The following is a 26,055-nucleotide window of genomic DNA, read 5'->3' on the forward strand; positions in this document are numbered from 1 at the left end:
ATACCTAAACTTTTTCCGGTTGTAGTCGATAGGTTCTGTACAGGTCTGTTTTAACCCTACAACCGGAAATATAACGATGCCAAAATCCCTTTCAATTCGATCAAGTTTGTTGGTGTTATTGTCTCTGCTGACGTTCCTTCTGTTACTGACCGGTAGCATGGGGCTATATGCGTCTACCCGTGTCATTACCTCGTTGATTTATCACGGTATTATGAGCGCTGCAATGTTGGCTGCTATCGCATTGCTGGCGGTCATTTGGTTTATGCTGCGAAATAAGTTTCTCAAACCGTTGGATAACATGGTTGAGCAACTGGAACGTCTGGCAACGGGGGATTTGTCGCCGGTTACCGCGTTGTCGGCCAGCGCCGAATTCAACCGCCTGAACGCAGCAATGGATGACATGCGCCATGCGCTGGGCGACTCGGTACAGCGCGTACGCGATGCCAGCTCGCAAATTGATATTGGCAGTCGTGAACTGACGGCCGGGAACCAGCATCTGGCGCAACGCACTGAATCGACAGCCACTTCGCTGGAGCAGACCGCCGCCAGCATGGAAGAACTCACGGCGACGGTGAAACAGAATGCGCAGAACGCGGAACAGGCGCACCAGCTGGCAAAATCGGTGTCGGATACCGCCGATCGCGGTAGCGAAATGGTGTGCTATGTGATCGAGAAAATGCGCGATATTTCAGGTAGTTCCAGCCGAATCGCCGACATCCTCAGCGTGATTGATGGCATTGCTTTCCAGACCAATATTCTGGCGCTCAATGCTTCCGTTGAAGCGGCGCGAGCTGGTGAGCAGGGGCGGGGCTTTGCGGTTGTGGCAGGTGAAGTGCGTAATCTGGCCAGCCGCAGCGCCGAGGCGGCCAAAGAGATCCGTACGCTAATCAGCGATTCGCACACCCATGTGGGGGAAGGCAGTGAACTGGCGCAGCAGGCGGGCGAAACCATGGATGAAATCGCGACCGAGGTTATGCGTATGACCAAACTGATGCGTGAAATTGCCAGTGCGTCCCAGGAACAGAGTCGCGGCATAGAGCAGGTGAATATCGCGGTAATTCAGATGGATGAAACGGCGCAGCAAAACGCGGCGCTGGTGCAGCAGTCTTCAGCGGCTACCCGCTCGCTGGAAGAGCAGTCTTCAGCGCTAATCGAAGCAATGGCCGTATTTAAGCTACAGAAAGCGTAAGCAGACGATGGATTTTGTAGGCCGGATGGCAACGCTACGCGTTTTATCCGGCCTACGTCCGTGCGATGAATGATACTTACGCGTCCGGGAACTCGCGGATAAAGCGTTCTACATCTTCAACCATATGGTCGTTACCCACGAAGAAGGAGCGGCGCTGGTGCAGGCTTTCTGGGGTGATATCCAGAATGCGTTCTTTACCATCGCTGGCTTTGCCGCCCGCCTGCTCGGCCAGGAAGGCCATCGGGTTGCATTCATACAGCAGACGCAGTTTCCCTTGCGGGTGGCTGGCGGTGCTTGGGTACAGGTAGATTCCACCTTTCAGCAGATTGCGATGGAAATCTGCAACCAGAGAGCCAATGTAGCGCGAGGTATACGGGCGCTGGGTTGGCTTATCTTCTTCCTGGCAGAATTTAATGTACTTCTTCACGCCGTTCGGGAATTTGATGTAGTTACCTTCGTTAATGGAGTACGTGCTGCCTTTCGCCGGGAAGCGCATACGTTCCTGGCTGAGGCAGAATACGCCCAGAGAAGGATCGTAAGTGAAGGCATGTACGCCACAGCCGGTGGTATACACCAGCATGGTGGAAGAACCATAAACAACGTAACCTGCAGCAACTTGCTTGTTGCCCGGTTGCAGGAAATCCTCTTCCGTGACCGGTGTGCCGACTGGGGTTACGCGGCGGTAAATAGAGAAAATCGTACCGACAGAGACGTTAACATCGATGTTGGATGAGCCATCCAGCGGATCCATTAGCACAACGTATTTAGCGTGTTCACAGCCTTCAAAGACGACGATTTCATCTTCTTCTTCTGAGGCAATGCCCGCCACAATGTCGCGCGCCTTCAGTGCAGCTTTCAGTTTTTCGTTCGCGAACAGATCGAGTTTTTGCTGAACCTCTCCCTGCACGTTCTCAGCACCGCTGGCACCCAGGATATCGACCAGACCGGCCTTATTGATATCGCGGTGGATGATCTTGGCGCCCAGCTTTATTGCCGACAACAAAGCAGTGAGCTCACCGGTAGCATGAGAAAACTCGTGCTGCTTTTCGACAATAAATTCACCTAACGTTTTCATAACACTTTCCCTGCAATTTATGTGGAGTAAAGCGACCGCAACAATATTAACAAATATTTCCTTTGTTGCGCTTAGGTGAATCGCGCCAGCAAACTGCGGAATATCCTGAAATGCGTTTCTCACTTGCCGGACATGTGCGTAAAATGGCCCCCAGATTAAAAAAGGATAGTGACGTATGCGCATTCATATTTTGGGAATTTGTGGCACTTTCATGGGCGGTCTGGCGATGCTGGCGCGCTCGCTCGGTCATGAAGTAACCGGTTCGGACGCCAATGTGTATCCGCCGATGAGTACCTTACTTGAGAAGCAAGGCATTGATCTGATTCAGGGTTACGATGCCAGCCAGCTCGACCCACAGCCGGACCTGGTGATCATCGGCAATGCCATGACCCGTGGTAATCCGTGCGTGGAAGCGGTGCTGGAAAAGAACATTCCGTACATGTCAGGCCCGCAGTGGCTGCATGACTTTGTCTTGCGCGATCGCTGGGTACTGGCGGTTGCGGGTACGCACGGCAAAACCACTACCGCCGGAATGGCGACCTGGATCCTCGAAGCCTGCGGCTATAAACCTGGCTTTGTGATCGGCGGCGTTCCGGGCAACTTTGAGGTTTCCGCGCGCCTCGGCGAGAGCGACTTCTTCGTGATTGAAGCGGATGAGTACGACTGTGCGTTCTTCGACAAGCGTTCTAAATTCGTGCATTACTGCCCGCGCACGCTGATCCTCAATAACCTTGAGTTCGATCACGCGGATATCTTTGACGATCTGAAAGCTATTCAGAAACAGTTCCATCACCTGGTGCGTATCGTGCCGGGCCAGGGACGCATCATCTACCCGGAAAACGACATCAATCTGAAACAGACGATGGCGATGGGCTGCTGGAGCGAACAAGAGCTGGTGGGCGAACAAGGTCACTGGCAGGCGAAAAAGCTGACCACCGATGCCTCCGAGTGGGAAGTGTGGCTGGACGGTGAAAAAGTCGGCGAAGTTAAGTGGGGCCTGGTGGGCGAGCACAACATGCACAACGGCCTGATGGCGATTGCAGCCGCGCGTCATGTTGGCGTCGTGCCTGCGGATGCGGCCAATGCATTGGGCTCGTTCATCAACGCTCGTCGCCGTCTTGAGCTGCGCGGTGAAGCCAATGGCGTGGCGGTGTATGACGATTTTGCCCATCACCCGACGGCCATTCTGGCAACGCTTGCGGCACTGCGCGGTAAAGTGGGCGGCACGGCGCGCATCATCGCGGTGCTGGAACCTCGCTCGAACACCATGAAAATGGGTTTGTGCAAAGATGACCTGGCGCCGTCGTTAGGGCGTGCAGACGAAGTGTTCCTGCTGCAACCCCCGCACATTCCGTGGCAGGTAGCAGAAGTCGCTGAAGCCTGCGTTCAGCCGGCACACTGGAGCGGCGATGTGGATGCACTGGCAGATATGGTGGTGAAAACCGCACAGCCTGGCGATCACATTCTGGTGATGAGCAACGGCGGGTTTGGCGGTATTCATCAAAAACTGCTGGATGGTCTGGCGAAGAAAGCTCAGGCAGAAGAAGAGTAAAAAAATGCCCGGTGGCGCTGCGCTTACCGGGCCTACAACGGATCGTAGGCCGGATAAGGTATTTGCACCGCCATCCGGCACTTTCGGCGGACGAAGAGGTTAGGCCTCGTTTTCCGCCAGTTCACGCAGATACTGGAAGATCTGGCGGGAAGATTTTGGCGGCTTGTTGCCCGCTTTTTCTTTCCTGGCGTTACGCACCAGCGAACGCAGTTGCTGACGGTCGGCGTCAGGCCACAGGTTCATCACTTCTTCGATAGCTTCATCGCTACCGTCAACCATACGGTCACGCAGTTGCTCCAGCTTATGGAAGACAACGACCTGTTGGTTGTGACGGTTTTTCAGCTTGTCCAGCGCCTGACGGATAGGATCAACATCGCGCTGGCGCAACATTTTGCCAATCAGCTGCAGCTGACGACGGCGACCTTCCATCTTAATACGCTGGGCCAGCTCAATCGCGGCACGTAAATCCGCATCGAGCGGGATTTTATCCAGCGCGTTTTTCCCCAGTTTTACCAGTTCCACACCCAGGTGTTTTAACTCCTCGGCGTCACGTTTTATTTCACTTTTACTGACCCAGATAATTTCATCGTCTTCGTCTTCGATGTCATCACCGGGAACGTCGTCGAGCCAGTCTTCGGGCTGCTTAGTCATGTCAGGCTCCTTAAAAAAAGAGGCTAATGTTACCAGTTAAGATGCGCACTGAAAAACGGTTCTCTGTTAGACTTCAGAGAAACTCTCTCTACATTATGGCATTTGCGATGAAAGTAATCTCACAAGTTGAAGCGCAGCGTAAGATTCTGGAAGAAGCAGTCTCGACAGCACTGGAATTAGCGTCAGGTAAGTCGGATGGCGCGGAAGTCGCTGTAAGCAAGACCACGGGTATTAGCGTCAGCACCCGTTATGGTGAAGTGGAGAACGTCGAATTCAATAGCGATGGTGCACTGGGGATTACGGTTTACCACCAGAACCGTAAGGGCAGCGCATCGTCCACCGATTTAAGCCCGCAGGCGATTGCACGCACCGTGCAGGCCGCGCTGGACATTGCACGTTACACTTCGCCGGACCCGTGCGCGGGCGTGGCAGATAAAGAACTGCTGGCCTTTGATGCGCCCGATCTGGACCTGTTCCACCCGGCGGAAGTTTCCCCTGACGAAGCTATCGAACTGGCTGCCCGCGCTGAACAGGCGGCGTTGCAGGCCGACAAACGCATCACCAATACCGAAGGCGGCAGCTTTAACAGCCACTATGGCATCAAAGTGTTTGGCAACAGCCACGGTATGCTGCAGGGCTACTGCTCCACGCGCCATTCTCTTTCCAGCTGCGTAATCGCAGAAGAAAATGGTGATATGGAGCGTGATTACGCCTACACCATTGGTCGGGCGATGGGCGATCTGCAAACGCCGGAGTGGGTGGGGGCTGACTGTGCTCGCCGTACCTTATCACGCCTGTCTCCACGTAAGCTTTCCACCATGAAAGCGCCGGTGATTTTCGCCAATGAAGTGGCGACCGGACTGTTCGGACACCTGGTTGGCGCCATTGCAGGCGGCTCGGTGTACCGCAAATCCACCTTCCTGCTCGACTCGCTGGGCAAGCAAATTCTGCCGGAATGGCTGACCATTGAAGAACATCCGCACCTGCTGAAAGGGCTGGCGTCTTCACCGTTCGACAGCGAAGGCGTACGGACCGAACGCCGCGACATTATTAAAGACGGTGTGCTGACTCAGTGGCTGCTGACCAATTATTCTGCACGTAAGCTGGGGCTTAAGAGCACCGGTCATGCAGGCGGGATCCACAACTGGCGAATTCCGGGACAGGGTCTAAGCTTCGAGCAGTTGCTCAAAGAGATGGGCACAGGTCTTGTGGTTACCGAGCTGATGGGACAGGGCGTAAGCGGCATTACCGGCGATTACTCGCGCGGCGCGGCGGGCTTCTGGGTCGAAAACGGTGAAATTCAGTACCCGGTGAGTGAAATTACCATCGCCGGTAACTTAAAAGAGATGTGGCGTAATATCGTCACCGTCGGCAACGATATTGAAACGCGCAGTAATATTCAGTGTGGTTCGGTCCTGTTGCCGGAGATGAAGATCGCCGGGCAATAATACCCGTCATACTTCAAGCTGTGGCGTGAATTATTGAAGGTATCTGGCGTTTGTTTATTTTTGAATAATAAAAAAGGAAGTGAGCAATGCGTAAACACCTGTTAGCGATCGTCGCAGCTTCAACGCTGGTTCTTGGTTCTTCTGCGATTGCAGCCGATCTTGAAGACGATATGGGGATCCTCAACGACAACCTGAAAATCGTCGAAAAAACGGACAATGCGACTGAACTGAAAGATGCGTTAACCAAAATGCGTGCAGCCGCGCTGGACGCGCAAAAGGGAACGCCGCCGAAGCTGGAAAACAAATCCCCGGACAGCCCGGAGATGAAGGATTTCCGTCACGGTTTTGACATGCTGATCGGCCAGATTGACGGTGCGTTGAAGCTGGCGAACGAAGGTAAAGTTAAAGAGGCGAAAGCCGTTGCGGAAGAGCTGAAAACCACGCGCAACGAAAACCACAAGAAGTTCCGCTAATCTGCGCTATCCGGCCTGCATACCCGTAGGTCGGATACAACACCCCGCTACTGCACGTCCCATAAGTAAACGCTATCCCCATCACATTTTTTCATTTTTATCGCCCATTCATTGTTCGCACTTCCTTCCATTTTTCTGTTCGCTCTTGCGATCTCAATCACATTCTTCCAGTGATAAATCGTGGTTCCAGCTCTTTTTGCGGCACAGATCACTATCGCTGCACACCTTTCCACTTCGAAGTGGAAAACAACTCGCTACAAACTCATAACCTCCGTCGCTAATTTACCCTCAGAGACATTAACGGGGTAAGACGAGTGAATAACGGAGCTGTAATGAATGACATGGGGGAATCGGTGGAACTGGCCGACCGCATGCTGGCGCAGGTGTATGCCTTGCTGCGTGAACGCAACATTATTCCCAACGCCGTACAGGAACAGATGCTGACGTCGCATGTTCGCGCCATGGCGCACCGCTCGGTAACGGGTGAACCCTTACCAGAGGTCGATGCCAGCTTGTTTGATGAAATATCTGCCGAATCAATGGCGCTTGCCCGCGACGTGGTCGCCGAGTTTGGCAATCTTCCTGAGGAAGAGGCCTGGCTGCTGTCGGTGCACTTCGAAGTCGCGAAAGACAACCTTTAAGGAGCAAAAGATGGAACAGATTACCGTAGTGATTGGCGATCGTCTGGGTAAAGGCCAGAAAGTGGCGGCAGGCGTAGAGAAAGCGGGTGGCCGTGCCGTTGTGGTGCCGGGTGTTGCAGCAGATATGAAGCTGGGTGACGTGATGAAAGCGGAAAACGCCACCTTTGGTATCTCGTTTTGCGGCAGCGGTGGTGCGGGTGCGATTACCGCGCAGACCAAATACGGCTACAAGGCGAAATACGGCATGCGCTCGGTCGATGAAGGGGTAACCGCCATCAACGAAGGGTGCAACGTACTGGGATTCGGCTTTATGGACAAAGAAGAGCTCGGCGAGCGCCTGGTGCAGGCGTGGCAAAAGAAACACGGCGCTTAAGCATGAAAGAGCAATTCACCACCACGGTGAGAGTCACGGGTAAGGGCGAGACCAAAGCTCGCGCCTTTGCCGATGCCCTGAACCACGTTCAGGCTGCGGTGATGAAAGCGTCGCCGCATATCTTACTGCGTATTGAGCCACAGGATGTGCAGGTTGTTCAAGCGCGTGAATCGGTGCGTAAAGAGGCGTTTTTATTCCTCTTTTTGCGCCGGGAAAGACGCACTTTCAGCGTGGAGCTGGACGTGACCGTCAACGTGACTGCCATCAATCTCGACAAGGTGGATTTCGTTACGCAACGCTGATTTTTCTATTAAAAGGCATAATTATGTTCCTGATAATATTAATAAAATCGCTCATCATCGGCGCGTTGGTTGGCGTTGGTGTCGGCGCTGGGGCTGCACGCATGTTTCATGCGCCTACCACTCAAGGGATGGGCGCGTTTCGTACTCTGGGAGAACTGAATTCCTGCGAAGGGGATCCGGCTTCTCACTTCTCGTTCGGCCTGGGTTTCTTCTTTAACGCCTGGGCTTCCTCTGTTGCGGCGGGGGCGTTCACGCAGGACGTCGACCATCGCATCATCCCCAACTGGGGCGCCGCCGCGCTGATGATTAAAAATCGCAACGTCGGTGAAACGCTGCACGACCCCAAACACATGGCAATTGCCTGCGGCGTTATCGGGATGATCGTGGTGACCTTCCTGAACCTCACCGCATCATCCGTACCGGAAGCGTTGCAGGTTACCGCCGTCAAGGTGCTGGTGCCCGCGGCTAACCTGCTGGTAAACACCGTGATGCCAGTAATCTTCTGGCTGGCGGCGATCGATGCCGGTAAGAAATCTGGCTTCTGGGCCACCGTTTTTGGCGGCGCGGCGCAGCTGATCATGGGTAACGCCGTTCCGGGTCTGGTTCTCGGCATTCTGATCGGCAAAGGTGTTGAAGAGAGCGGCTGGAACCACGTCACTAAAGTGATGATGGTGGCTATCGTCGCGCTGTTTGTCCTGAGCGGCTTCTTCCGTGGCTTCGACATGAAGATGATCGAATCCTTCCATCTGACCGTGCCTAACTGGCTCGAACTTATCCACAACTCGCTCAGCGGCAAATAACGGAGGTCATCATGGAACAGAATAAAGGTTTTTGGTTCGCTGACTGGTCGTTCCCGATCTTCGTGGGCCTGCTCTCCTCTGGCGTGTTTGCCGGAACACACATGTACTACCTGTACGGTATTGGCGCATTTAACGAAGTGGCTTTTGTGGCGATGCTGAAGGCGGGAATGGATACCGGCTCCTACGGAGCGGTGGCGGCATTTGGCGCAAGCTTCCTGTTTGCCCGCATCATTGAAGGTTCGCTGGTGGGGATTTTGGATATCGGCGGGGCGATTCAAACCGGGGTTGGGTTAGGTGTTCCGGCGCTGCTGCTGGGCGCGGGCATTATCTTCCCGGTCGCCAACTTCGCCGCCTCGCTGGTCACCGGTCTGGTGATTGGTCTGGCGATTGGCTACATCATCATTCTGGCGCGTAAGTTCACCATCAACCAGAGCGACTCGACCTACGGTGCGGACGTCATGATGGGGGCCGGTAACGCCTCCGGACGCTTCCTCGGACCGTTGATTATCCTCAGCGCGATGACGGCTTCTATTCCTATCGGAATCGGTTCTCTGGCAGGCGCGCTGCTGTTTTACCTGTGGCAAAAACCGATTACCGGCGGGGCGATCCTCGGCGCAATGATCCTCGGGTCCATCTTCCCGATTGCCATTAGTTGATGGTGTGTCGTTGTAGGCCTGATGGCGCTGCGCTTATCAGGCCTACACGACCGCCCCCATTTCAACAGGAGAGAGACATGTTTGATTTACTCCTGCGCCGTGCGCGCCTCGTTGACGATACGGTGAGCAATATTGCGCTCAAAGACGGCAAGATAGCGGCGTTGGGTGACGTTGATGGCCCGGCGCTGAAAACCATTGAGCTGGGCGGTGAGTGCTACGTCAGCGCAGGCTGGATTGACTCCCACGTTCATTGCTACCCGAAATCCCCGATTTACCACGACCAGCCGGATAGCGTTGGTATTGCGACCGGCGTCACTACCGTAGTGGATGCGGGCAGCACCGGAGCGGATGACATCGACGATTTTTACACCCTGACCCGGGAAGCTGCCACCGAAGTGTACGCGTTGCTGAATATCTCCCGCGTTGGGCTTATTGCCCAGAACGAGCTGGCCAACATGGTCAATATTGACGCTGATGCGGTGCGAGAGGCGGTGAAACGCCACCCTGATTTTATCGTCGGTCTGAAGGCACGTATGAGCAGCAGCGTAGTCGGTGAAAATGGCATCACGCCGCTGGATCGCGCCAAAGCGATGCAAGCGCAGAACGGTGACCTGCCGCTGATGGTGCACATCGGCAACAACCCGCCGGACCTGGATGAGATCGCCGAGCGCCTGAGCGCGGGTGACATCATTACCCACTGTTACAACGGTAAGCCGAATCGCATTCTGACGCCGCAAGGCGAGCTGCGGGCGTCAGTGATGCGGGCAATTTCACGCGGCGTGCGTCTGGACGTTGGGCATGGCACCGCCAGCCTGAGCTTTGCGGTGGCAAAACGCGCTATCGAACTGGGTATTTTGCCGCACACCATCAGCTCCGATATTTACTGTCGTAACCGTATCAGCGGCCCGGTGCATTCCCTGGCGAATGTGATGTCGAAATTCCTCGCCATTGGGATGTCGCTTCCGCAGGTCATTGAATGCGTTACCGCCAATGCCGCCGATGGTCTGCGCCTGAAACAGAAGGGGCGGCTGCAGATCGGTCTGGATGCCGATTTAACCCTCTTTACGCTTAAGCGCCAGCCAACCGTGCTGGTAGATGCAGAAAACGACAGCCTGCAGGCTGAACAACTGCTGGTGCCGCTTGCCGCAATACGTGCGGGCAAGGGCTATATGACCGAACAAGGGAGCGCGGAACATGCCTTCGATTTTTGAGAAATACGATTTAAAACAGGTGATTAATACCTCCGGCCGCATGACGGCGCTCGGCGTTTCCACGCCGCGACCAGAAGTGGTTGAAGCCGCGATGGCGGGGATGAACCAATATTTCGAGATGAAAGACCTGGTCAATAAAACCGGCGACTACATCGCGAAATTACTGGAAGTGGAAGGGGCAACGGTTGTCTCTTGCGCATCGGCCGGGATCGCCCTGTCGGTGGCTGGCGTATTGGTTAAAGACAGCGACTGGCTGCTGGAGAACCTGCACGTCACGCCCATCGAGAACAACGAAATCGTGCTGCCCAGAGGTCACAACGTCAACTTTGGCGCACCGGTGGGCACCATGGTAGCGCTTGGCGGCGGCAAGTTAGTGGAAGCCGGTTATGCCAACGAATGTTCCGCGGCACAGCTGGCGGCGGCCATTACACCGCGTACGGCGGCCATTCTGTATATCAAATCTCACCACTGCGTCCAGAAAAGTATGCTCAGCGTGGAGCAGGCTGCGGTGGTGGCGCGTACGCATAATCTGCCGCTGATAGTGGACGCGGCGGCGGAAGAGGATTTGCAGTGCTACTACCGGGTTGGTGCAGATCTGGTGATTTATAGCGGCGCCAAGGCGATAGAAGGACCAACCAGCGGTCTGGTGATTGGTAAAACCCAATATGTTGAGTGGGTGAAGCGCCAGACGGCGGGGATTGGCCGGGCGATGAAGGTGGGCAAAGAGGGAATTCTTGGACTGACCTGCGCCATCGAACTGTATCTGAACGCGCAGAAAGAGAGCGGCGCGGAGATGGTCGAGAAAATGACGCCGTTCATTAATGCGTTGAACCAGCTTAACGGCGTGAGCGCCCGCGTGGTGTGGGATAGTGCAGGGCGCGACATCGCACGCACGGAAATTAAGTTTGATGAAGCGGTAACCGGGATCGCCACGGGGGAACTGGTCGACGCGCTGAAACAGGGGGAGTACGCGATTTACTTCCGTGGTTACAAAGCCAATGAAGGCATTATCGAAGCCGATGTGCGCAGCGTCGATCGCGCGCAGCTGGAGATTGTGGCCCGTCGAATTGGTGAAGTGATTTCGCAGGAGAAAAACGCATGAAACTGACCCCTAACTTTTATCGCGACCGCGTCTGCCTGAACGTGCTGGCAGGCTCCAAAGAAAATGCCCGGGATATTTATGCGGCGGCGGAAGGACACGTGCTGGTTGGTGTGTTGTCAAAAAATTACCCGGATGTCGCAAGCGCAGTAGCGGATATGCGTGAATACGCGGCCCTTATCGACAATGCGCTCTCCGTGGGGCTGGGGGCGGGCGATCCTAACCAGTCGGCGATGGTCAGTGAAATCTCCCGTCAGGTGCAGCCACAACATGTCAATCAGGTCTTTACCGGCGTGGCTACCAGTCGCGCGCTGCTGGGCCAGCAGGAGACAGTGGTCAACGGTCTGGTCTCGCCAACCGGCACGCCGGGCAGGGTGAAAATCTCCACTGGTCCGCTAAGCAGCCAGTCGCCGGAAGGTATTGTGTCGGTAGAAACCGCGATTGCGCTGCTCAAAGACATGGGCGGTAGCTCAATTAAATACTTCCCGATGGGCGGCCTGAAATGCCGTGACGAGTACATTGCGGTCGCGCAGGCCTGCGCCCGTCATGACTTCTGGCTGGAGCCAACCGGCGGTATCGATCTGGATAATTTCACTGAAATCCTGCAAATTGCCCTCGATGCCGGAGTGAGTAAAATCATTCCTCACATCTATAGTTCGATTATTGATAAGGTGAGTGGTAACACTCGTCCGGACGACGTACGCCAGCTGATGGCGATGACCCGGGCCTGCGTAGGCTAACTGACTGATGAGGAAACTGACGTGCGATTCCCCAACCAACGTTTAGCACAGCTGTTTGACATGTTGCAAAACGAAGCGCTTCCACAGGACGAGCTGGCGCAGCGGTTGTCGGTTTCCACACGCACCGTACGGGCGGATATCACCGCGCTAAACGCGCTGCTCACCCAGTACGGCGCACAGTTTGTCCTCAGCCGGGGTAATGGTTATCAGCTCAAAATTGACGACCCGGCAAGCTTTCACACCCTGCAAACGCAGCAGCCCAATACGTTGCTGCGCATCCCACGCACCAGCCAGGAACGGATACACTGGCTGGTGGTGCGTTTTCTGACGTCGGCTTTCTCGCTGAAGCTGGAAGATTTGGCTGATGAATGGTTTATCAGCCGCGCGACGCTGCAAAACGATATGGCTGAGGTGCGCGAGCATCTGCAACGTTATCATCTGACGCTGGAAACGCGTCCCCGTCACGGCATGAAGCTGTTCGGCAGCGAAATGGCGATCCGCGCCTGTTTGACCGATCTGATGTGGACGCTGGCGCAGCAGGATCCGCAGCATCCGTTAGTGACGCAAGAAGCGCTGAATGCGGGGCTTCCTGAACAGTTGCAACCCGTTTTGCAGGACATTTTTGCCCGTTTCCATATTCGTCTGACCGATGAGGGCGAGCTGTTTTTACGCTTGTACTGCGCGGTGGCGGTACGGCGGATTAGCGAAGGATATCCACTCCCGGATTTTGCCGCAGAAGAGGCCGATCAATCGGTGTGCCTGGCCACGCGGGAAATCGCGGCGGTACTGCACCGCCTGGCAGACAAACCGCTTTCCGTTTCCGAAGAAAACTGGCTACAGGTGCATATTGCTGCCCGCCAGGTTCAGGATATCGCGCCCAGTGCTATCAATGCGGATGATGACGAAGCGTTGGTCAATTACATCCTGCGTTTTATCAACACCCAGTACAACTACAACCTGTTGAATGACAAACAGTTGCATGCTGACCTGCTGACGCATATTAAGACGATGATCACCCGGGTGCGTTACCAGATAATGATCCCCAATCCGCTGTTGGAAAATATTAAACAGCACTACCCCATGGCGTGGGACATGACGCTGGCCGCCGTCTCGGGATGGGGAAAATATACGCCGTACACCATCAGTGAAAATGAGATTGGCTTCCTCGTGCTGCATATTGGCGTCGGGCTGGAGCGTAGTTACAACATCGGTTACCAGAGACAGCCGAAGGTTCTGCTGGTATGCGATGCCGGAAATGCGATGGCGCGGATGATTGAAGCGGTACTGGCGCGTAAGTATCCGCAGATAGAGATCGTCGATACCGTAACGCTTCGCGACTACGAACAGCGGGAAAGCATCAGCGAAGATTTTGTCATCTCAACCGCGCGGATTGGTGATAAAGATAAGCCGGTGGTGATGATTGCGCCGTTCCCTACCGATTATCAGCTGGAGCAGATTGGCAAACTGGTGCTGGTCGACAGAACCCGTCCGTGGATGTTGAACAAATTCTTCGATGCCGCCCATTTTCGTGTGATTGACGAGCCAATGGATCAACAAACGTTGTTCAAAACCTTATGCCGTCAGTTGCAGGATGAAGGTTTTGTCGACGCGGAGTTTCTTGATTCGGTGGTTGAGCGCGAGGCCATCGTCAGCACCATGCTGGGTGACAGCATTGCCTTGCCGCACGCCCTTGGTCTGCTGGCAAAGAAAACGGTGGTCTACACCATCCTCGCCCCGCAGGGTATCGCCTGGGGCGATGAAACGGCGCATGTGATCTTCTTGCTCGCTATCAGCAAGAGTGAATACGAAGAGGCGATGGCTATCTACGATATCTTCGTCACCTTCCTGCGCGAACGCGCGATGACGCGGCTCTGCGCTTGCCGGAATTTCACCGAGTTCAAAGCGGTTGCGATGGAGTGTGTGAGCCGTTTTTGAGAGGCGGATAACAGAATGTTTACCGCCTGAAAGTTAACGCAAATGATGTACAACCTGGTTGCTGCTACCGCGCCAGATCAGCGCCGGGTCTTTAAGATCCTGCACAAATTTACCATCGACCAGCACGTTGATGAGATCCACCACCTGCATTTGTGCGGCGTTGAGTTCATCAAGCTTGTAGCCGGTCCACACCCAGATATCTTTCCCCGGACACTCAGCGTGAATACGCTGTACCAGTTGCAGAATATCCGGCACGTTTTGCGGATGCAGCGGATCGCCGCCGGACAGCGAAATACCCTGGCGAGGGATTCGCGTGTCGTTCAGATCGGCAATGATCTTGTCTTCCATCTCTTTGGTAAACGGCTGGCCGGAATTGAGTCGCCAGGTGCTTTTGTTATAGCAGCCAGGGCATTCATGCACGCATCCCGACACAAACAGGGTGCAGCGAGTGCCGGGGCCGTTAACGATATCGACAGGATAGTATTGATGGTATCGCATTTTCGCTTCTCAATTGACGCCATTACTGCGTTGTCTGCGCTCGCTCACCCGGGTCACTTACTTATGTAAGCTCCCCGGGATTCGCTTGCTTGCCGCCTTGTCCTGGCGCCAATTGCTTTGCGAAAAGCGTCACATCGCCAGGCAATAATACTGTCGAAATTAACCTATCTGCCCATTACCTAAATGCTTAACGCGGCGCTTCACTTCTTCCTGCTTACCGGCGTTAAACGGACGAGCGTCCGGGCTGCCTAAATAACCGCATACGCGGCGAGTGACCGATACGCGCGCGGCGTCGTGGTTACCACATTTCGGGCAGGTAAAGCCTTTGCTGGTGCACTCGAACTCACCGGTAAAGCCGCACTCGTAGCATTCATCGATTGGCGTGTTGGTCCCGTAATACGGCACGTGCTGATAGCTGTAATCCCAGACGTCTTCCAGTGCTTTCAGGTTGTGCTGAATGTTCGGATACTCGCCGTAGCAAATGAAACCTCCGTTCGCCAGCGGCGGGTACGGCGCTTCAAAATCGATCTTGTCGTACGGGTTAACCTTTTTCTCCACGTCGAGGTGGAAGCTGTTGGTGTAGTAACCTTTGTCGGTAACACCCGGCACCACGCCAAACTCGGCGGTATCCAGACGGCAGAAACGATCGCACAGGTTTTCACTTGGTGTACTGTACAGGCTAAAGCCGTAGCCGGTTTCGTCTTTCCATTGATCGACCGCCTGACGCAGACGTTCCACAATGGCGATAGCTTTAGCGCGAAGCTGCTCGCTGTCGTACAAGTGTTTGTCGCCAAACAGCGCGTTGATGGTTTCGTGAATGCCGATGTAACCCAGAGAAATCGACGCGCGGCCGTTTTTAAAGATTTCAGACACGTCATCGTCTGCTTTCAGACGTACGCCGCAGGCCCCTTCCATATACAGGATCGGTGCAACGCGGGCCTTCACGCCTTCCAGACGCGCAATGCGGGTCATCAGCGCTTTACGCGCCAGGATCAGACGGTCGTCGAGCAGTTTCCAGAAGGTGGCTTCATCGCCATGAGCTTCCAGCGCGATACGCGGCAGGTTAAGGCTGATAACGCCGAGGTTGTTACGGCCATCGTGAACCTGTTCGCCGTTCTCGTTTTCCCATACACCCAGGAAGCTACGGCAGCCCATTGGCGTTTTGAACGAGCCGGTCACTTTAACCACTTGATCGTAGTTCAGGATGTCCGGATACATACGCTTGCTCGCGCACTCCAGCGCCAGCTGCTTGATGTCATAGTTCGGATCGCCAAACTTGTGGTTCAGACCGTCACGAATCGCAAACACCAGTTTCGGGAACACGGCGGTTTTACGATTTTTACCCAGGCCAGCAATGCGGTTACGCAGAATGGACTGCTGGATCAAACGCGATTCCCAGCTGGTTCCCAGGCCGAAACCGAAGGTGACGAACGGCGTCTGACCGTTGGCGGTATGCAGGGTATTCACTTCATACTCAAGGGACTGGAATGCGTCGTAGCACTCTTTCTCGGTACGGGAATGCGCATAACCGTCGGCATCTGGGATCTGCCACTCTTCAGCGGTTTTGCGATGCTTATTAAAGCTCTCGGTCACGAACGGTGCGAGAACTTCGTCAATACGGTTAATGGTGGTACCGCCATAAATATGGCTGGCAACCTGCGCGATAATTTGCGCGGTGACGGCCGTCGCGGTGGAGATGGATTTTGGCGGCTCAATCTCCGCGTTACCCATCTTAAAGCCCTGCGTCAGCATACCTTTCAGGTCGATCAGCATGCAGTTAAACATTGGGAAGAACGGAGAGTAGTCGAGATCGTGATAGTGAATATCACCACGCTCGTGCGCCTGGACGACATCACGCGGCAACAGGTGTTGACGCGCATAGTGTTTGGCGACGATACCGGCCAGCAGGTCGCGCTGGGTCGGGATCACTTTGCTGTCTTTGTTGGCGTTTTCGTTCAGCAGAGCAGAGTTGGTTTGCTCAACCAGACCACGAATTTCCTGGTTCAGACGGCCACGTTTTTCACGCTGTATATCACGGTCGTGGCGATATTCGATGTACGCACGGGCGAGTTGCTTGTACGGACCAGACATCAGCTGGTTTTCTACCGCTGTCTGGATCTCGTTGATATCGACCTGGCTGCGCTCATTCATCTGGCTACTAACGACTTCTGCGACGGTGGCACAGTAATCTGCGTCATCGACTCCCGCTGCTTTAGCTGCACGCAGAATGGCTTCTTTGATGCGCTCTGATTTAAACGGCACTTTACAGCCATCTCGTTTCATCACATGCGGTGTCATGATCACTCCATATTTATAAGAACAGGTTATCCACAGAGGTTGGGGAAGCGGTCATGGCTTTATTCATCTCTATTGCCAATGACTTCCCGCAATCCTGACCCACTTTATCCACAATTCCACCGTTAAACGGTGCACTGTAGTTGTAGCAATTGTAGTCGATTAATACAACATATTGGGTCGGCGTGCATTTTAAGTTCTATATGTAGTGATTTGCATCAAGGATGTTTACGATTTATTTGATGTAGCGCAAAGTAAAAATCGGAGCGTACAGATGACGGGCAGTACAGCGATTGTAAATTGTGGGCAGAAAATTCTGATTAATTATTCAACAAAAACAGGAAGCTAAGCTAAGCGTATATAGCAACGCCCGGTAGCGCTATGCGTACCGGGCCTGAACATAATTGCAAGCTATTTTTGCAACCACCAGACGGCCTCAAAAGGACGCAGTGTCATGCCCCCAGGTTGGCTGGCAACCTCGGCATAGTTGTGCATCAGCACCTGCCAGTTTCCGTCGGTCTGGGCTGGCTGCCAGCTCTGGAAGGTATCGCTAAGATTGGCAATGACCAGCAGCCGCTGCCCTTGCCACTCTCGTTGATAGCACCACAGATGCGGGCTGTCCGGTAGCAGATCCTGGTAGTCGCCCCAGGTGATAACCGGCTCCGCTTTGCGCAAGGCGATCAGCTTCTGATAGGTGTAGAACACCGAGTCGGCATCGTTCAGTGCTGCCGCCACGTTAATGTCTGCTGCGTTGTCACACAGATTGATCCACGGCTCGCCGTAGGTGAAGCCCGCGTGTTTGCTGCTATCCCATTGCATCGGCGTGCGGCTGTTATCGCGTGATTTACTGGCGAGGATCGCCAGCAGTTCTTGCGCATCGCGTCCCTGGCCGTTCAACTCGGCAAACATGTTATGGCTTTCCACATCGCGATAATCGGTAATCTGGCGGAAGTGCGGGTTGGTCATGCCAATCTCTTCACCCTGGTAGATGTAGGGGGTGCCCTGCATGCCATGCAGCACCATCGCCAGCATTTTGGCCGACGGAACGCGGTATTTACCTTCATCGCCAAAACGCGACACGATGCGCGGCTGATCGTGGTTACACCAGAATAGCGCGTTCCAGGCCTGATTGTGCATGCCCTGTTGCCAGTGGCGGAACAGGGTTTTTAGCGCCACATAATCGGGTTTTGCTAACGTCCACTTCTCACCGTTGGGGTAATCCACTTTCAGGTGGTGGAAGTTAAAGGTCATCGACAGTTCACTACCATCTTGTGCGGCGTACTGCTGGCAATGTTCAAGCGTAGTGGAAGACATTTCGCCGACCGTCATCAGGTTGCGTGGGGTAAAAATATCGCGGTTCATCTCACGCAAAAATTCATGCGCGCGCGGGCCGTCGGTATAAAAACGGCGTCCATCGCCGTCGGGATCGTTCGGGAAGTCCTGGTCTTTAGAGATAAGATTCACCACGTCGAGGCGCAGTCCGTCCACGCCGCGATCGGCCCAAAACTCGCATACTTTCTTTAGCTCGGCGCGTACCGCCGGGTTTTCCCAGTTCAGGTCGGCTTGCTCCGGAGCAAAGAGGTGCAGATAGTACTGCTCGCTTTCGGCGTGCCAGCCCCAGGCGTTGCCGCCAAACTTGGAGCGCCAGTTATTTGGCGGGCAGTCTGGCGTGCCGTCGCGCCAGAGATAAAACTGACGATACGGGCTGTCTTTATCCAGCGCTTCACGAAACCAGGCGTGCTGGGTTGAGGTGTGGTTAAACACCATGTCGAGAATAATACGGATGCCGCGCGCTTTCGCCTGCGCCACCAGTTCATCAAAGTCTTCCAGCGTGCCGTAGGCCGGATCGACAGACGTGTAGTCTGCGACGTCGTAACCGTTATCAACCTGCGGCGAAATATAGAACGGCGTCAGCCAGATGGCATCAACGCCCAGCTTTTGCAGATAGTCGAGGCGCTGCGTCACGCCGCGTAAATCTCCGGTGCCGCTGCCGGTGGTGTCCTGAAAACTCTTGGGGTAAACCTGATAGATAACGCCGTTTTGCCACCAGTGGGGAATAGTCATGGTTGTTTCCTGGAAATACGCTGGGGCGCAACTGCGCCCCGAAGAAAAGTTAGACAATCTGTAATGTGCCCAGACGGTGTTTACGCTGGTAAACGAATGAGGTCAGTACCATTGGGATGACAATCGCAATGACCATCGCCATGCCAAAGACCTGCCAGTAAGTCGGCTGGATGGAGAGGATGCCCGGCAAACCGCCGACGCCAATCCCGTTCGCCAGCACACCGTTCAGGCCGCACAGCAGTCCGGCGAGACCGGAGCCGATCATCGCGCACAGCATTGGGAAGCGGTATTTCAGGTTGATCCCGTACATTGCTGGTTCGGTTACCCCGAGATAGGCGGAGATCGCGGCTGGAACGGAGATTTCACGTTCGTTGTGTTTGCGACTGGAGATAATGATCCCGACCACCGCAGAGGCCTGAGCGATATTCGACAGTGCGATCAGTGGCCATACCGGCGTACCGCCCATGCTCTGAATCATCTGCATGTCGATAGCCAGCGTGGTCTGATGCACACCGGTGATCACCAGCGGGGCATACAAGAAGCCGAACATCGCCGCGCCAATCGGAGCAAAACTGCCGGTCAGCAGATGACGGACCGCAAACGCGACACCGTCGCCAATCATGCGGCCAAATGGACCGATAAAGGCGTGCGCAAGGAATACCGCAAGGATCAGCGAGCACACCGGGACGATCACCAGATACAGGTAATCCGGGACGATGCGCTTCATGCGTGTTTCAATAAACCCGAGCGCCAGCCCGGCCAACAGTGCCGGAATGACCTGCGCCTGGTAGCCCACTTTCTCAATGCTGAACAGGCCGAAGTTCCACACGTCCGGCACCTGCTGACCGAGCAAATAGGCGTTCATCAGTTGCGGAGAAACCAGGGTCACGCCCAGCACAATACCGAGGATCGGCGTACCGCCCATTTTCTTCACCGCCGACCAACAAATCCCGACCGGCAAATAGAAGAAGATCGCTTCGCCAATCAGCCACAGGAAGTCATAGAGGGTTTTCAGCGAAGGATGCATCTGCGCCAGCGTCTGCCCGTTACTCATGGGCAGATCGCCGATCACGTTACGGAAACCTAAGATCAGGCCGCCGCTAATCAGTGCTGGCAGCAGAGGGAAGAAGATCTCCGCGAAGTGAGAAATCAGCTGCTCGTGCCACTTCATGTTCTGCCGCGCCGCTTTCTTTGCCTGCTCTTTGTCGGCACTGGCTTGTCCGGTGGTCGCCAACAGCGCTTTGTAGTAATCGCCCACCTCGGTGCCAATTACCACCTGAAACTGCCCGGCGTTGGTGAAGCAGCCTTTGACCATTGGCAACAATTCGATCTCTTTCGGTCTGGCGTTTGCAGGCTGATTCAGCACAAAACGCAGGCGAGTAATGCAGTGACTCACCGTAGCGATATTGTCGCGCCCGCCAACCAGCTCAATCAGCCGGTCGATGTCTGCTTGTTTTATTTTGCTCATGATGGTGTGTGTTCCCCGTAGACCGGAAAAGACGCTGTTGCGTCGTCATTCGGCAACTCTCTCGTTGTTGGCGCCAGAGTATATCTTCGATGAATATTTAAAAATGGGAACGTTCCCGAAACGCAGCGAAGATCACAAATTAATGCTCAGAAAGCGATCAGGAGAGGGTGGAAGGAATAACGATTTGTCGTGGTTCGCTGCGGCCGTTGATCTGTTCGATCAGCTGCGAGGCCGCTTGTCGCCCGGCTTCGGCGTATCCTGGATCGACGGTGATAATTTCCGGATGGAGGAATTTCATCAGCGGCGTGCTGCCCACGCTCGCCAGCTGCAGGTTCTCAATCCGCTGCTCCTGCAGGTATTTGCTGACGCCAAGGGCAAGGGTATCCGTCGCACAGACTAAAGCGGTGGTTTCCGGGGTGATGACGTTGGCGGCCTGCTCATAGCCCTGCTTCATGGCCAGACCCGGCAGCGCGGCCACAGGATGTAGTTTGTGTTTTTTACAGAATGCCAGGTAGGCCTCATGGCGGCGTTTACCAGTGGTCACATCGCTATGCGGAACACCAAGAAAGCTAATATGGCGATGCTCGCGTTCGTATAAACGCTGCATCAGGGTACGAATGGCACCCTCATCGTCATAGCAGACGGAGGCAAAGCCTTTTGCATCTCTTGCCAGCAGCACCAGAGAATCTTGCCAGGAGGCGAGCATGGCTTCAGTAATGCCGGTAAAACCAAACAGCACCACGCCATCAATGTTGCGGCGTCTGAGCATGCCGAGATGTTCTTCAACCAGCTCGGGCGAGAACTGGCTTTCCATCATGATCGGATCGTAGCCCTGTTCATAAAAGGCGGGCAGCATGGTCTGCACGGCGAGATTTTCCGAAAGCGAGTCCAGACGCGTGACGATAATCGCCACCACCTTGTCGCTTTGTCCGCGCATGGCGCGTGCGGAGCGGGAAGGGGAAAAACCGTGCTGATTCATCACCGCCTCAACGCGTTCGCGGGTGCGTTCACTCACGCCGCTTTCATTGTTGAGCACACGGGAAACGGTTGATTTTCCCACACCGCTTAAGCGGGCGATGTCTTTAATGGTCAGCCGATTTTGCATCCTGTTTTCCCGTGTTGCGTGTGAAGTTATGCCAAATAGAGAATAACTTTACTCAAGCGCGGCGCAATGGGCAAAGTCTGGTATACGTTTGGTTTAGTTTCCATGGTTTATCATACCGCCATAATTGCCACAAACCTTATGGTTTTCTGCGTATAATCCGCGGCGCAAATCATTCACTTACCGGAGGCTATATGGATCCCGATCCCACCCCTCTCCCGAGATGGAGAAACAACCCTTTCCGGTAAGCCTGTCTTTCACTGTCTTACCGGAACAGTAAGACAGTGACGTTCTGACGTCCCTGTTGTGATTTTAATATTGCCACCAGGCAAGGCTTTGCCACGCCTGAAGGATTTACTGCGCCTGTTTATACTGGTGCAGAGGGACTGCCTATGTTCAAAAATATGACTCGCCAGCTGTTTGCCCGGCTAAGCCGCCATTTACCACATCGTCTGGTGCATCGCGATCCGTTGCCGAATGCTCAGACCGTTGCCAGCACACCGATCCCGCCATCGCTGAGCGAACATTGCCTGAAAATGGCGCTGATGGACGAAGACGCGCTGTGGAAAACGTTCGGCGCTCATCCGGAAGGCTTAAACGCCGCAGAAGTCGAGAACGCCCGCGAAATACATGGCGAGAACCAGTTGCCGGCACAGAAGCCGTCACCCTGGTGGGTGCATTTGTGGGTCTGCTATCGCAACCCGTTTAATATACTGCTGACCATTCTCGGGGCGATTTCCTATGCCACCGAAGATCTGTTTGCCGCTGGCGTCATCGCCCTGATGGTCGTCATCTCTACGCTGCTGAATTTTGTGCAGGAGGCGCGCTCCACCAAAGCGGCTGATGCGCTGAAAGCGATGGTCAGCAACACCGCCACGGTGCTGCGCGTCATCAACGAGAAAGGGGAGAACGGCTGGGTTGAACTGCCGATCGACCAGTTGGTTCCCGGCGATGTCATCAAGCTGGCGGCAGGGGATATGATCCCGGCCGATCTGCGCGTGGTGCAGGCTCGTGACCTGTTCGTCGCCCAGGCTTCGCTGACCGGTGAATCGCTGCCGGTGGAGAAAGTGGCAACCAGTCGCGATCCGCAGCAAAGCAACCCGCTGGAATGCGATACCCTGTGCTTTATGGGCACCAACGTGGTGAGCGGCACGGCGCAGGCCATCGTGATTTCAACCGGCGCCAATACCTGGTTCGGGCAACTGGCGGGTCGCGTCAGCGAGCAGGAAAGCGAGCAGAATGCCTTCCAGAAAGGGATCAGCCGCGTCAGCATGCTGCTGATCCGCTTTATGCTGGTGATGGCGCCCATCGTGCTTATTATCAACGGTTACACCAAAGGTGACTGGTGGGAAGCGGCGCTGTTTGCCCTGTCTGTGGCGGTGGGACTGACTCCAGAAATGCTGCCGATGATCGTCACCTCAACGCTGGCGCGTGGGGCGGTGAAGCTGTCAAAACAAAAGGTTATCGTTAAACACCTCGACGCTATCCAGAACTTTGGCGCGATGGATATCCTGTGCACCGATAAAACCGGCACCCTGACTCAGGATAAAATTGTACTTGAGAATCATACGGATATCTCTGGAAAGCCCAGCGAACATGTCCTGCATTCTGCGTGGCTGAACAGCCATTATCAGACCGGGCTGAAGAATCTGCTGGATACGGCGGTGCTGGAAGGTGTGGACGAAGAATCAGCCCGCCAGCTCTCGACTCGCTGGCAGAAAATCGATGAGATCCCGTTTGATTTTGAACGTCGCCGCATGTCGGTAGTGGTGGCAGAAGAAACCGATGTGCATCAGCTGGTCTGTAAAGGGGCGCTACAGGAGATCCTCAGCGTATGTACCCAGGTGCGTCACAACGGTGAGATAGTCCCGTTAGATGACAACATGCTGCGTCGGGTGAAACGCGTTACGGACACGCTGAACCGCCAGGGGCTGCGCGTGGTGGCGGTGGCGACGAAATACCTGCCAGCGCGTGAAGGTGATTACCAGCGTATTGATGAATCCGATCTGATCCTCGAAGGCTATATTGCGTTCCTCGATCCGCCGAAAGAGACCACCGCACCTGCGCTTAAAGCGCTGAAAGCCAGCGGCATTACGGTGAAAATCCTCACTGGCGATAGCGAATTGGTGGCGGCAAAAGTGTGTCATGAAGTGGGCCTGGATGCGGGCGATGTGGTTATCGGTAGCAGCATTGAAGGGTTAAGCGATGATGAGCTGGCTCGGCTTGCTCAGCGCACCACGCTGTTTGCCCGTCTGACGCCAATGCACAAAGAGCGCATTGTCACGCTGCTCAAGCGCGAAGGCCATGTGGTCGGCTTTATGGGCGATGGTATAAACGATGCCCCGGCGCTGCGCGCGGCGGACATTGGTATCTCCGTTGACGGCGCGGTTGATATTGCGCGTGAAGCGGCGGATATCATCCTGCTGGAAAAGAGCCTGATGGTGCTGGAAGAAGGGGTGATTGAAGGACGCCGTACCTTCTCTAACATGCTGAAGTACATCAAAATGACGGCCAGTTCAAACTTTGGTAACGTATTTAGCGTGCTGGTGGCGAGCGCCTTCTTACCGTTCCTGCCGATGTTACCGCTGCACTTACTGATTCAGAACCTGCTGTACGATGTATCCCAGGTGGCGATTCCGTTTGATAACGTCGACGAAGAGCAGATCAAAAAGCCGCAGCGCTGGAATCCCAGCGAATTGGGCCGCTTTATGATCTTCTTTGGACCGATCAGCTCGATCTTCGACATTCTGACCTTTTGCCTGATGTGGTTCGTCTTCCATGCCAATACACCTGAACATCAGACGTTGTTCCAGTCTGGCTGGTTCGTGGTGGGCCTGCTGTCGCAAACGTTGATTGTGCATATGATTCGTACCCGTCGCGTGCCGTTCATCCAGAGCCGCGCCGCGTGGCCGCTGATGCTGATGACGCTGGTGGTGATGGTCGTCGGCATTGCATTACCCTTCTCGCCGCTGGCCAGCTATCTGCAATTGCAGGCATTACCGCTGAGCTACTTCCCGTGGCTGATTGCGATTCTGGCGGGTTACATGACATTGACTCAATTAGTGAAAGGTTTTTATAGCCGTCGCTACGGCTGGCAGTAAACATCAAACGCCTCAGCAGGATGGTGTTAATACCATCCTGCATTCCTCATTTTCATTCGAAGATATTACCTCGCAACATTAGTGTTTTATTTTTATTGAAATTCTAACGGGTGTTATTAGTATCAAATCGCCTTCCTTGCGTTGTTTTTTTATCAATAAAACGATCTGCATTGCAAAAATGAAACAGTGTGCTAAAAATTTTAAGCATCTGCGAGTTTTTGTGAACGCAGTCATCGAAATAAATTGTTACACCAGTTAGTCTGCGCAGGTAACGTCGTTAAGAAAGTTTCTCGCTGCCCGTTTTTAATTCCGGCAGTCATTTGCTCTGCAAGCTATTCCTGTTAATGGATATTATGAACTTCTGGAGAAGGACAAATGAAACTGACAAAAAACCTGTTAAGTCTGTGTATTGGCGCGTCTGTATTCCTGGCGAGTCATGCAACGCTGGCACAAACTTTTCGCGCCGCAGATGTGCATCCGGCTGATTACCCGAACGTTGTCGCAGTAAAACATATGGGGGAAAAACTTAGCGCCGCGACCGACGGGCGTCTGGAGATTAAAACATTTCCTGGTGGCGTGTTAGGCGATGAAAAACAGATGATTGAACAGGCGCAATTAGGCGCTATCGATATTATTCGTGTCTCAATGACGCCTGTTGCCGCCATTCTCCCTGAAATTAACGTGTTTACCCTGCCATATATTTTCCGCGATGAGGACCATCTGCATAAGGTTCTCGACGGCATGATCGGTCAGGAGATTGGCGACCGTCTGACGGCTAATACCAAATCGCGGCTGGTGTTTCTCGGCTGGATGGATGCCGGCACGCGTAACCTGATCACCAAAAATCCGGTGGTGAAACCGGAAGATTTACACGGTATGAAAATCCGCGTTCAAGGAAGTCCGATAGCGCTGGATACCCTGAAAGCGATGGGCGCTAACTCCGTTGTCATGGGCGTCAGTGAAGTATTTAGCGGCATGCAGACCGGCGTTATTGATGGCACGGAAAATAACCCGCCAACGTTTGTTGCGCATAACTATTTGCCGGTCGTGAAAAACTATACCTGGAGCAAACACTTTATTATTCCTGAGCTTTTTCTGTTTTCGAAAGCTAAATGGGATAAGTTGAAAAAAGAAGATCAGGATCTCATTATTAAACTCGCCAAAGAAGCACAGATAGAGCAACGAAAACTTTGGCAGGATTATAATGCGAAATCACTGGAGACCATGAAAGCCAACGGCGTTCAGTTCCACGATATTGATACGGACTATTTCTATAAAGCCACGCAGTCAGTGCGGGATAATTACGGTAAAGACCACCAGGATTTGATCAAACGTATTCAGGATGTGAAGTAATTCATCAGGTGGAGGATATCAACCCTCCG

The 26,055-nt window shown here is 54.3% G+C and carries 23 protein-coding genes; 16 read left to right on the forward strand and 7 right to left on the reverse strand.

What is annotated here, in order from left to right:
- Positions 1-76: 76 nt before the first annotated feature.
- The gene (locus OGX90_RS14300) at positions 77-1,189 is read left to right on the forward strand and encodes a methyl-accepting chemotaxis protein (protein WP_191215219.1); all 1,113 of its coding nucleotides are present in this window, start codon (positions 77-79) and stop codon (positions 1,187-1,189) included.
- A gap of 76 nt (positions 1,190-1,265) precedes the next feature.
- Here the strand turns inward: OGX90_RS14300 and fbp are convergent, their stop codons facing one another.
- Positions 1,266-2,264, reverse strand: coding sequence for a class 1 fructose-bisphosphatase (gene fbp, locus OGX90_RS14305; protein ID WP_003830390.1), 999 nt, complete (start codon positions 2,262-2,264; stop codon positions 1,266-1,268).
- Positions 2,265-2,439: 175 nt separating this feature from the next.
- Between fbp and mpl the strand changes: the two genes are divergently transcribed.
- Positions 2,440-3,816 carry a UDP-N-acetylmuramate:L-alanyl-gamma-D-glutamyl-meso-diaminopimelate ligase gene (gene mpl, locus OGX90_RS14310; RefSeq protein WP_286624122.1) on the forward strand — a complete coding sequence of 459 codons (1,377 nt, stop codon included), beginning with the start codon at positions 2,440-2,442 and terminating at the stop codon, positions 3,814-3,816.
- Between the two features lie 99 nt (positions 3,817-3,915).
- Here mpl and yjgA read toward each other — a convergent pair whose 3' ends face one another.
- A complete protein-coding gene (yjgA, locus tag OGX90_RS14315; protein WP_008786039.1) occupies positions 3,916-4,467 on the reverse strand; it encodes a ribosome biogenesis factor YjgA in 552 nt (183 codons plus the stop codon).
- A gap of 95 nt (positions 4,468-4,562) precedes the next feature.
- Here yjgA and pmbA point away from each other — a divergent pair, with 95 nt between their 5' ends.
- The 11 genes from pmbA to OGX90_RS14370 all read left to right on the forward strand — a co-directional run bounded on the left by pmbA (position 4,563) and on the right by OGX90_RS14370 (position 14,145).
- On the forward strand, positions 4,563-5,915 hold the full coding sequence (pmbA, locus tag OGX90_RS14320; protein ID WP_003830385.1) for a metalloprotease PmbA: 1,353 nt from the start codon (positions 4,563-4,565) through the stop codon (positions 5,913-5,915).
- A gap of 86 nt (positions 5,916-6,001) precedes the next feature.
- On the forward strand, positions 6,002-6,388 hold the full coding sequence (gene cybC, locus OGX90_RS14325) for a cytochrome b562 (protein ID WP_286624124.1): 387 nt from the start codon (positions 6,002-6,004) through the stop codon (positions 6,386-6,388).
- Positions 6,389-6,720: 332 nt separating this feature from the next.
- Positions 6,721-7,029, forward strand: a complete 309-nt coding sequence (locus tag OGX90_RS14330) for a glycine dehydrogenase (RefSeq protein ID WP_003025758.1) — start codon at positions 6,721-6,723, stop codon at positions 7,027-7,029.
- Positions 7,030-7,039: 10 nt separating this feature from the next.
- Entirely contained in the window at positions 7,040-7,402 is a 363-nt protein-coding gene (locus OGX90_RS14335) for an SFCGS family glycine-rich protein (protein ID WP_003830384.1), read from the forward strand.
- 2 nt (positions 7,403-7,404) lie between these two features.
- Positions 7,405-7,704, forward strand: a complete 300-nt coding sequence (locus tag OGX90_RS14340; protein ID WP_003025762.1) for a DUF4312 family protein — start codon at positions 7,405-7,407, stop codon at positions 7,702-7,704.
- Between the two features lie 23 nt (positions 7,705-7,727).
- A complete protein-coding gene (locus OGX90_RS14345; protein WP_071692264.1) occupies positions 7,728-8,504 on the forward strand; it encodes a DUF4311 domain-containing protein in 777 nt (258 codons plus the stop codon).
- 11 nt (positions 8,505-8,515) lie between these two features.
- Positions 8,516-9,160: a DUF4310 family protein gene (locus OGX90_RS14350; RefSeq protein WP_003830379.1), complete on the forward strand. Its 645-nt coding sequence runs from the start codon at positions 8,516-8,518 to the stop codon at positions 9,158-9,160.
- 77 nt (positions 9,161-9,237) lie between these two features.
- Positions 9,238-10,371 (forward strand): amidohydrolase/deacetylase family metallohydrolase, encoded by a 1,134-nt coding sequence (locus OGX90_RS14355; protein WP_286624128.1) that lies wholly within the window; start codon positions 9,238-9,240, stop codon positions 10,369-10,371.
- Positions 10,355-11,473, forward strand: a complete 1,119-nt coding sequence (locus OGX90_RS14360) for a DgaE family pyridoxal phosphate-dependent ammonia lyase (RefSeq protein ID WP_032942188.1) — start codon at positions 10,355-10,357, stop codon at positions 11,471-11,473. The genes OGX90_RS14355 and OGX90_RS14360 overlap by 17 nt, the downstream gene beginning before the upstream one ends.
- Complete coding sequence (gene dagF / locus OGX90_RS14365) at positions 11,470-12,210, forward strand: 2-dehydro-3-deoxy-phosphogluconate aldolase (RefSeq protein ID WP_103285838.1); 741 nt, start codon at positions 11,470-11,472, stop codon at positions 12,208-12,210. Before OGX90_RS14360 ends, dagF begins: the two co-directional genes overlap by 4 nt.
- Before the next feature lie 21 nt (positions 12,211-12,231).
- Positions 12,232-14,145 (forward strand): BglG family transcription antiterminator, encoded by a 1,914-nt coding sequence (locus OGX90_RS14370; protein WP_286624131.1) that lies wholly within the window; start codon positions 12,232-12,234, stop codon positions 14,143-14,145.
- Positions 14,146-14,178: 33 nt separating this feature from the next.
- On the opposite strand, the gene nrdG is transcribed toward OGX90_RS14370, so the two are convergent.
- The 5 genes from nrdG to treR all read right to left on the reverse strand — a co-directional run bounded on the left by nrdG (position 14,179) and on the right by treR (position 21,575).
- Positions 14,179-14,643, reverse strand: a complete 465-nt coding sequence (gene nrdG / locus OGX90_RS14375) for an anaerobic ribonucleoside-triphosphate reductase-activating protein (protein WP_048227187.1) — start codon at positions 14,641-14,643, stop codon at positions 14,179-14,181.
- A 159-nt stretch (positions 14,644-14,802) separates the two neighbouring features.
- Positions 14,803-16,941 carry an anaerobic ribonucleoside-triphosphate reductase gene (gene nrdD, locus OGX90_RS14380; protein ID WP_003830363.1) on the reverse strand — a complete coding sequence of 713 codons (2,139 nt, stop codon included), beginning with the start codon at positions 16,939-16,941 and terminating at the stop codon, positions 14,803-14,805.
- Positions 16,942-17,349: 408 nt separating this feature from the next.
- Positions 17,350-19,002, reverse strand: a complete 1,653-nt coding sequence (gene treC / locus OGX90_RS14385) for an alpha,alpha-phosphotrehalase (protein ID WP_267452357.1) — start codon at positions 19,000-19,002, stop codon at positions 17,350-17,352.
- Positions 19,003-19,051: 49 nt separating this feature from the next.
- Positions 19,052-20,470, reverse strand: coding sequence for a PTS trehalose transporter subunit IIBC (gene treB / locus OGX90_RS14390; protein WP_286573893.1), 1,419 nt, complete (start codon positions 20,468-20,470; stop codon positions 19,052-19,054).
- 157 nt (positions 20,471-20,627) lie between these two features.
- The gene (gene treR, locus OGX90_RS14395) at positions 20,628-21,575 is read right to left on the reverse strand and encodes a trehalose operon repressor TreR (protein ID WP_032942194.1); all 948 of its coding nucleotides are present in this window, start codon (positions 21,573-21,575) and stop codon (positions 20,628-20,630) included.
- Positions 21,576-21,766: 191 nt separating this feature from the next.
- Here treR and mgtL point away from each other — a divergent pair, with 191 nt between their 5' ends.
- The 3 genes from mgtL (at position 21,767) to OGX90_RS14405 (ending at position 26,026) form a co-directional block, all read left to right on the forward strand.
- Positions 21,767-21,820: a mgtA regulatory leader peptide MgtL gene (gene mgtL, locus OGX90_RS23845; RefSeq protein ID WP_223240846.1), complete on the forward strand. Its 54-nt coding sequence runs from the start codon at positions 21,767-21,769 to the stop codon at positions 21,818-21,820.
- A 144-nt stretch (positions 21,821-21,964) separates the two neighbouring features.
- Positions 21,965-24,673: a magnesium-translocating P-type ATPase gene (mgtA, locus tag OGX90_RS14400; RefSeq protein WP_032942195.1), complete on the forward strand. Its 2,709-nt coding sequence runs from the start codon at positions 21,965-21,967 to the stop codon at positions 24,671-24,673.
- Between the two features lie 375 nt (positions 24,674-25,048).
- A complete protein-coding gene (locus tag OGX90_RS14405; protein ID WP_048215053.1) occupies positions 25,049-26,026 on the forward strand; it encodes a TRAP transporter substrate-binding protein in 978 nt (325 codons plus the stop codon).
- Positions 26,027-26,055: the final 29 nt, after the last annotated feature.

This window comes from Citrobacter sp. Cpo012 (assembly GCF_030333015.1).
Taxonomy (GTDB): Bacteria; Pseudomonadota; Gammaproteobacteria; order Enterobacterales; family Enterobacteriaceae; genus Citrobacter; species Citrobacter portucalensis.

What these genes read in the sequence shown, in the direction of transcription:
- OGX90_RS14300 (WP_191215219.1), top strand. Translation starts at nt 77, where the DNA reads ATGCCAAAATCCCTTTCAATTCGATCAAGTTTGTTGGTGTTATTGTCT.
- fbp (WP_003830390.1), bottom strand. Translation starts at nt 2,264, where the DNA reads ATGAAAACGTTAGGTGAATTTATTGTCGAAAAGCAGCACGAGTTTTCT.
- mpl (WP_286624122.1), top strand. Translation starts at nt 2,440, where the DNA reads ATGCGCATTCATATTTTGGGAATTTGTGGCACTTTCATGGGCGGTCTG.
- yjgA (WP_008786039.1), bottom strand. Translation starts at nt 4,467, where the DNA reads ATGACTAAGCAGCCCGAAGACTGGCTCGACGACGTTCCCGGTGATGAC.
- pmbA (WP_003830385.1), top strand. Translation starts at nt 4,563, where the DNA reads ATGGCATTTGCGATGAAAGTAATCTCACAAGTTGAAGCGCAGCGTAAG.
- cybC (WP_286624124.1), top strand. Translation starts at nt 6,002, where the DNA reads ATGCGTAAACACCTGTTAGCGATCGTCGCAGCTTCAACGCTGGTTCTT.
- OGX90_RS14330 (WP_003025758.1), top strand. Translation starts at nt 6,721, where the DNA reads ATGAATGACATGGGGGAATCGGTGGAACTGGCCGACCGCATGCTGGCG.
- OGX90_RS14335 (WP_003830384.1), top strand. Translation starts at nt 7,040, where the DNA reads ATGGAACAGATTACCGTAGTGATTGGCGATCGTCTGGGTAAAGGCCAG.
- OGX90_RS14340 (WP_003025762.1), top strand. Translation starts at nt 7,405, where the DNA reads ATGAAAGAGCAATTCACCACCACGGTGAGAGTCACGGGTAAGGGCGAG.
- OGX90_RS14345 (WP_071692264.1), top strand. Translation starts at nt 7,728, where the DNA reads ATGTTCCTGATAATATTAATAAAATCGCTCATCATCGGCGCGTTGGTT.
- OGX90_RS14350 (WP_003830379.1), top strand. Translation starts at nt 8,516, where the DNA reads ATGGAACAGAATAAAGGTTTTTGGTTCGCTGACTGGTCGTTCCCGATC.
- OGX90_RS14355 (WP_286624128.1), top strand. Translation starts at nt 9,238, where the DNA reads ATGTTTGATTTACTCCTGCGCCGTGCGCGCCTCGTTGACGATACGGTG.
- OGX90_RS14360 (WP_032942188.1), top strand. Translation starts at nt 10,355, where the DNA reads ATGCCTTCGATTTTTGAGAAATACGATTTAAAACAGGTGATTAATACC.
- dagF (WP_103285838.1), top strand. Translation starts at nt 11,470, where the DNA reads ATGAAACTGACCCCTAACTTTTATCGCGACCGCGTCTGCCTGAACGTG.
- nrdG (WP_048227187.1), bottom strand. Translation starts at nt 14,643, where the DNA reads ATGCGATACCATCAATACTATCCTGTCGATATCGTTAACGGCCCCGGC.
- nrdD (WP_003830363.1), bottom strand. Translation starts at nt 16,941, where the DNA reads ATGACACCGCATGTGATGAAACGAGATGGCTGTAAAGTGCCGTTTAAA.
- treC (WP_267452357.1), bottom strand. Translation starts at nt 19,002, where the DNA reads ATGACTATTCCCCACTGGTGGCAAAACGGCGTTATCTATCAGGTTTAC.
- treB (WP_286573893.1), bottom strand. Translation starts at nt 20,470, where the DNA reads ATGAGCAAAATAAAACAAGCAGACATCGACCGGCTGATTGAGCTGGTT.
- treR (WP_032942194.1), bottom strand. Translation starts at nt 21,575, where the DNA reads ATGCAAAATCGGCTGACCATTAAAGACATCGCCCGCTTAAGCGGTGTG.
- mgtA (WP_032942195.1), top strand. Translation starts at nt 21,965, where the DNA reads ATGTTCAAAAATATGACTCGCCAGCTGTTTGCCCGGCTAAGCCGCCAT.
- OGX90_RS14405 (WP_048215053.1), top strand. Translation starts at nt 25,049, where the DNA reads ATGAAACTGACAAAAAACCTGTTAAGTCTGTGTATTGGCGCGTCTGTA.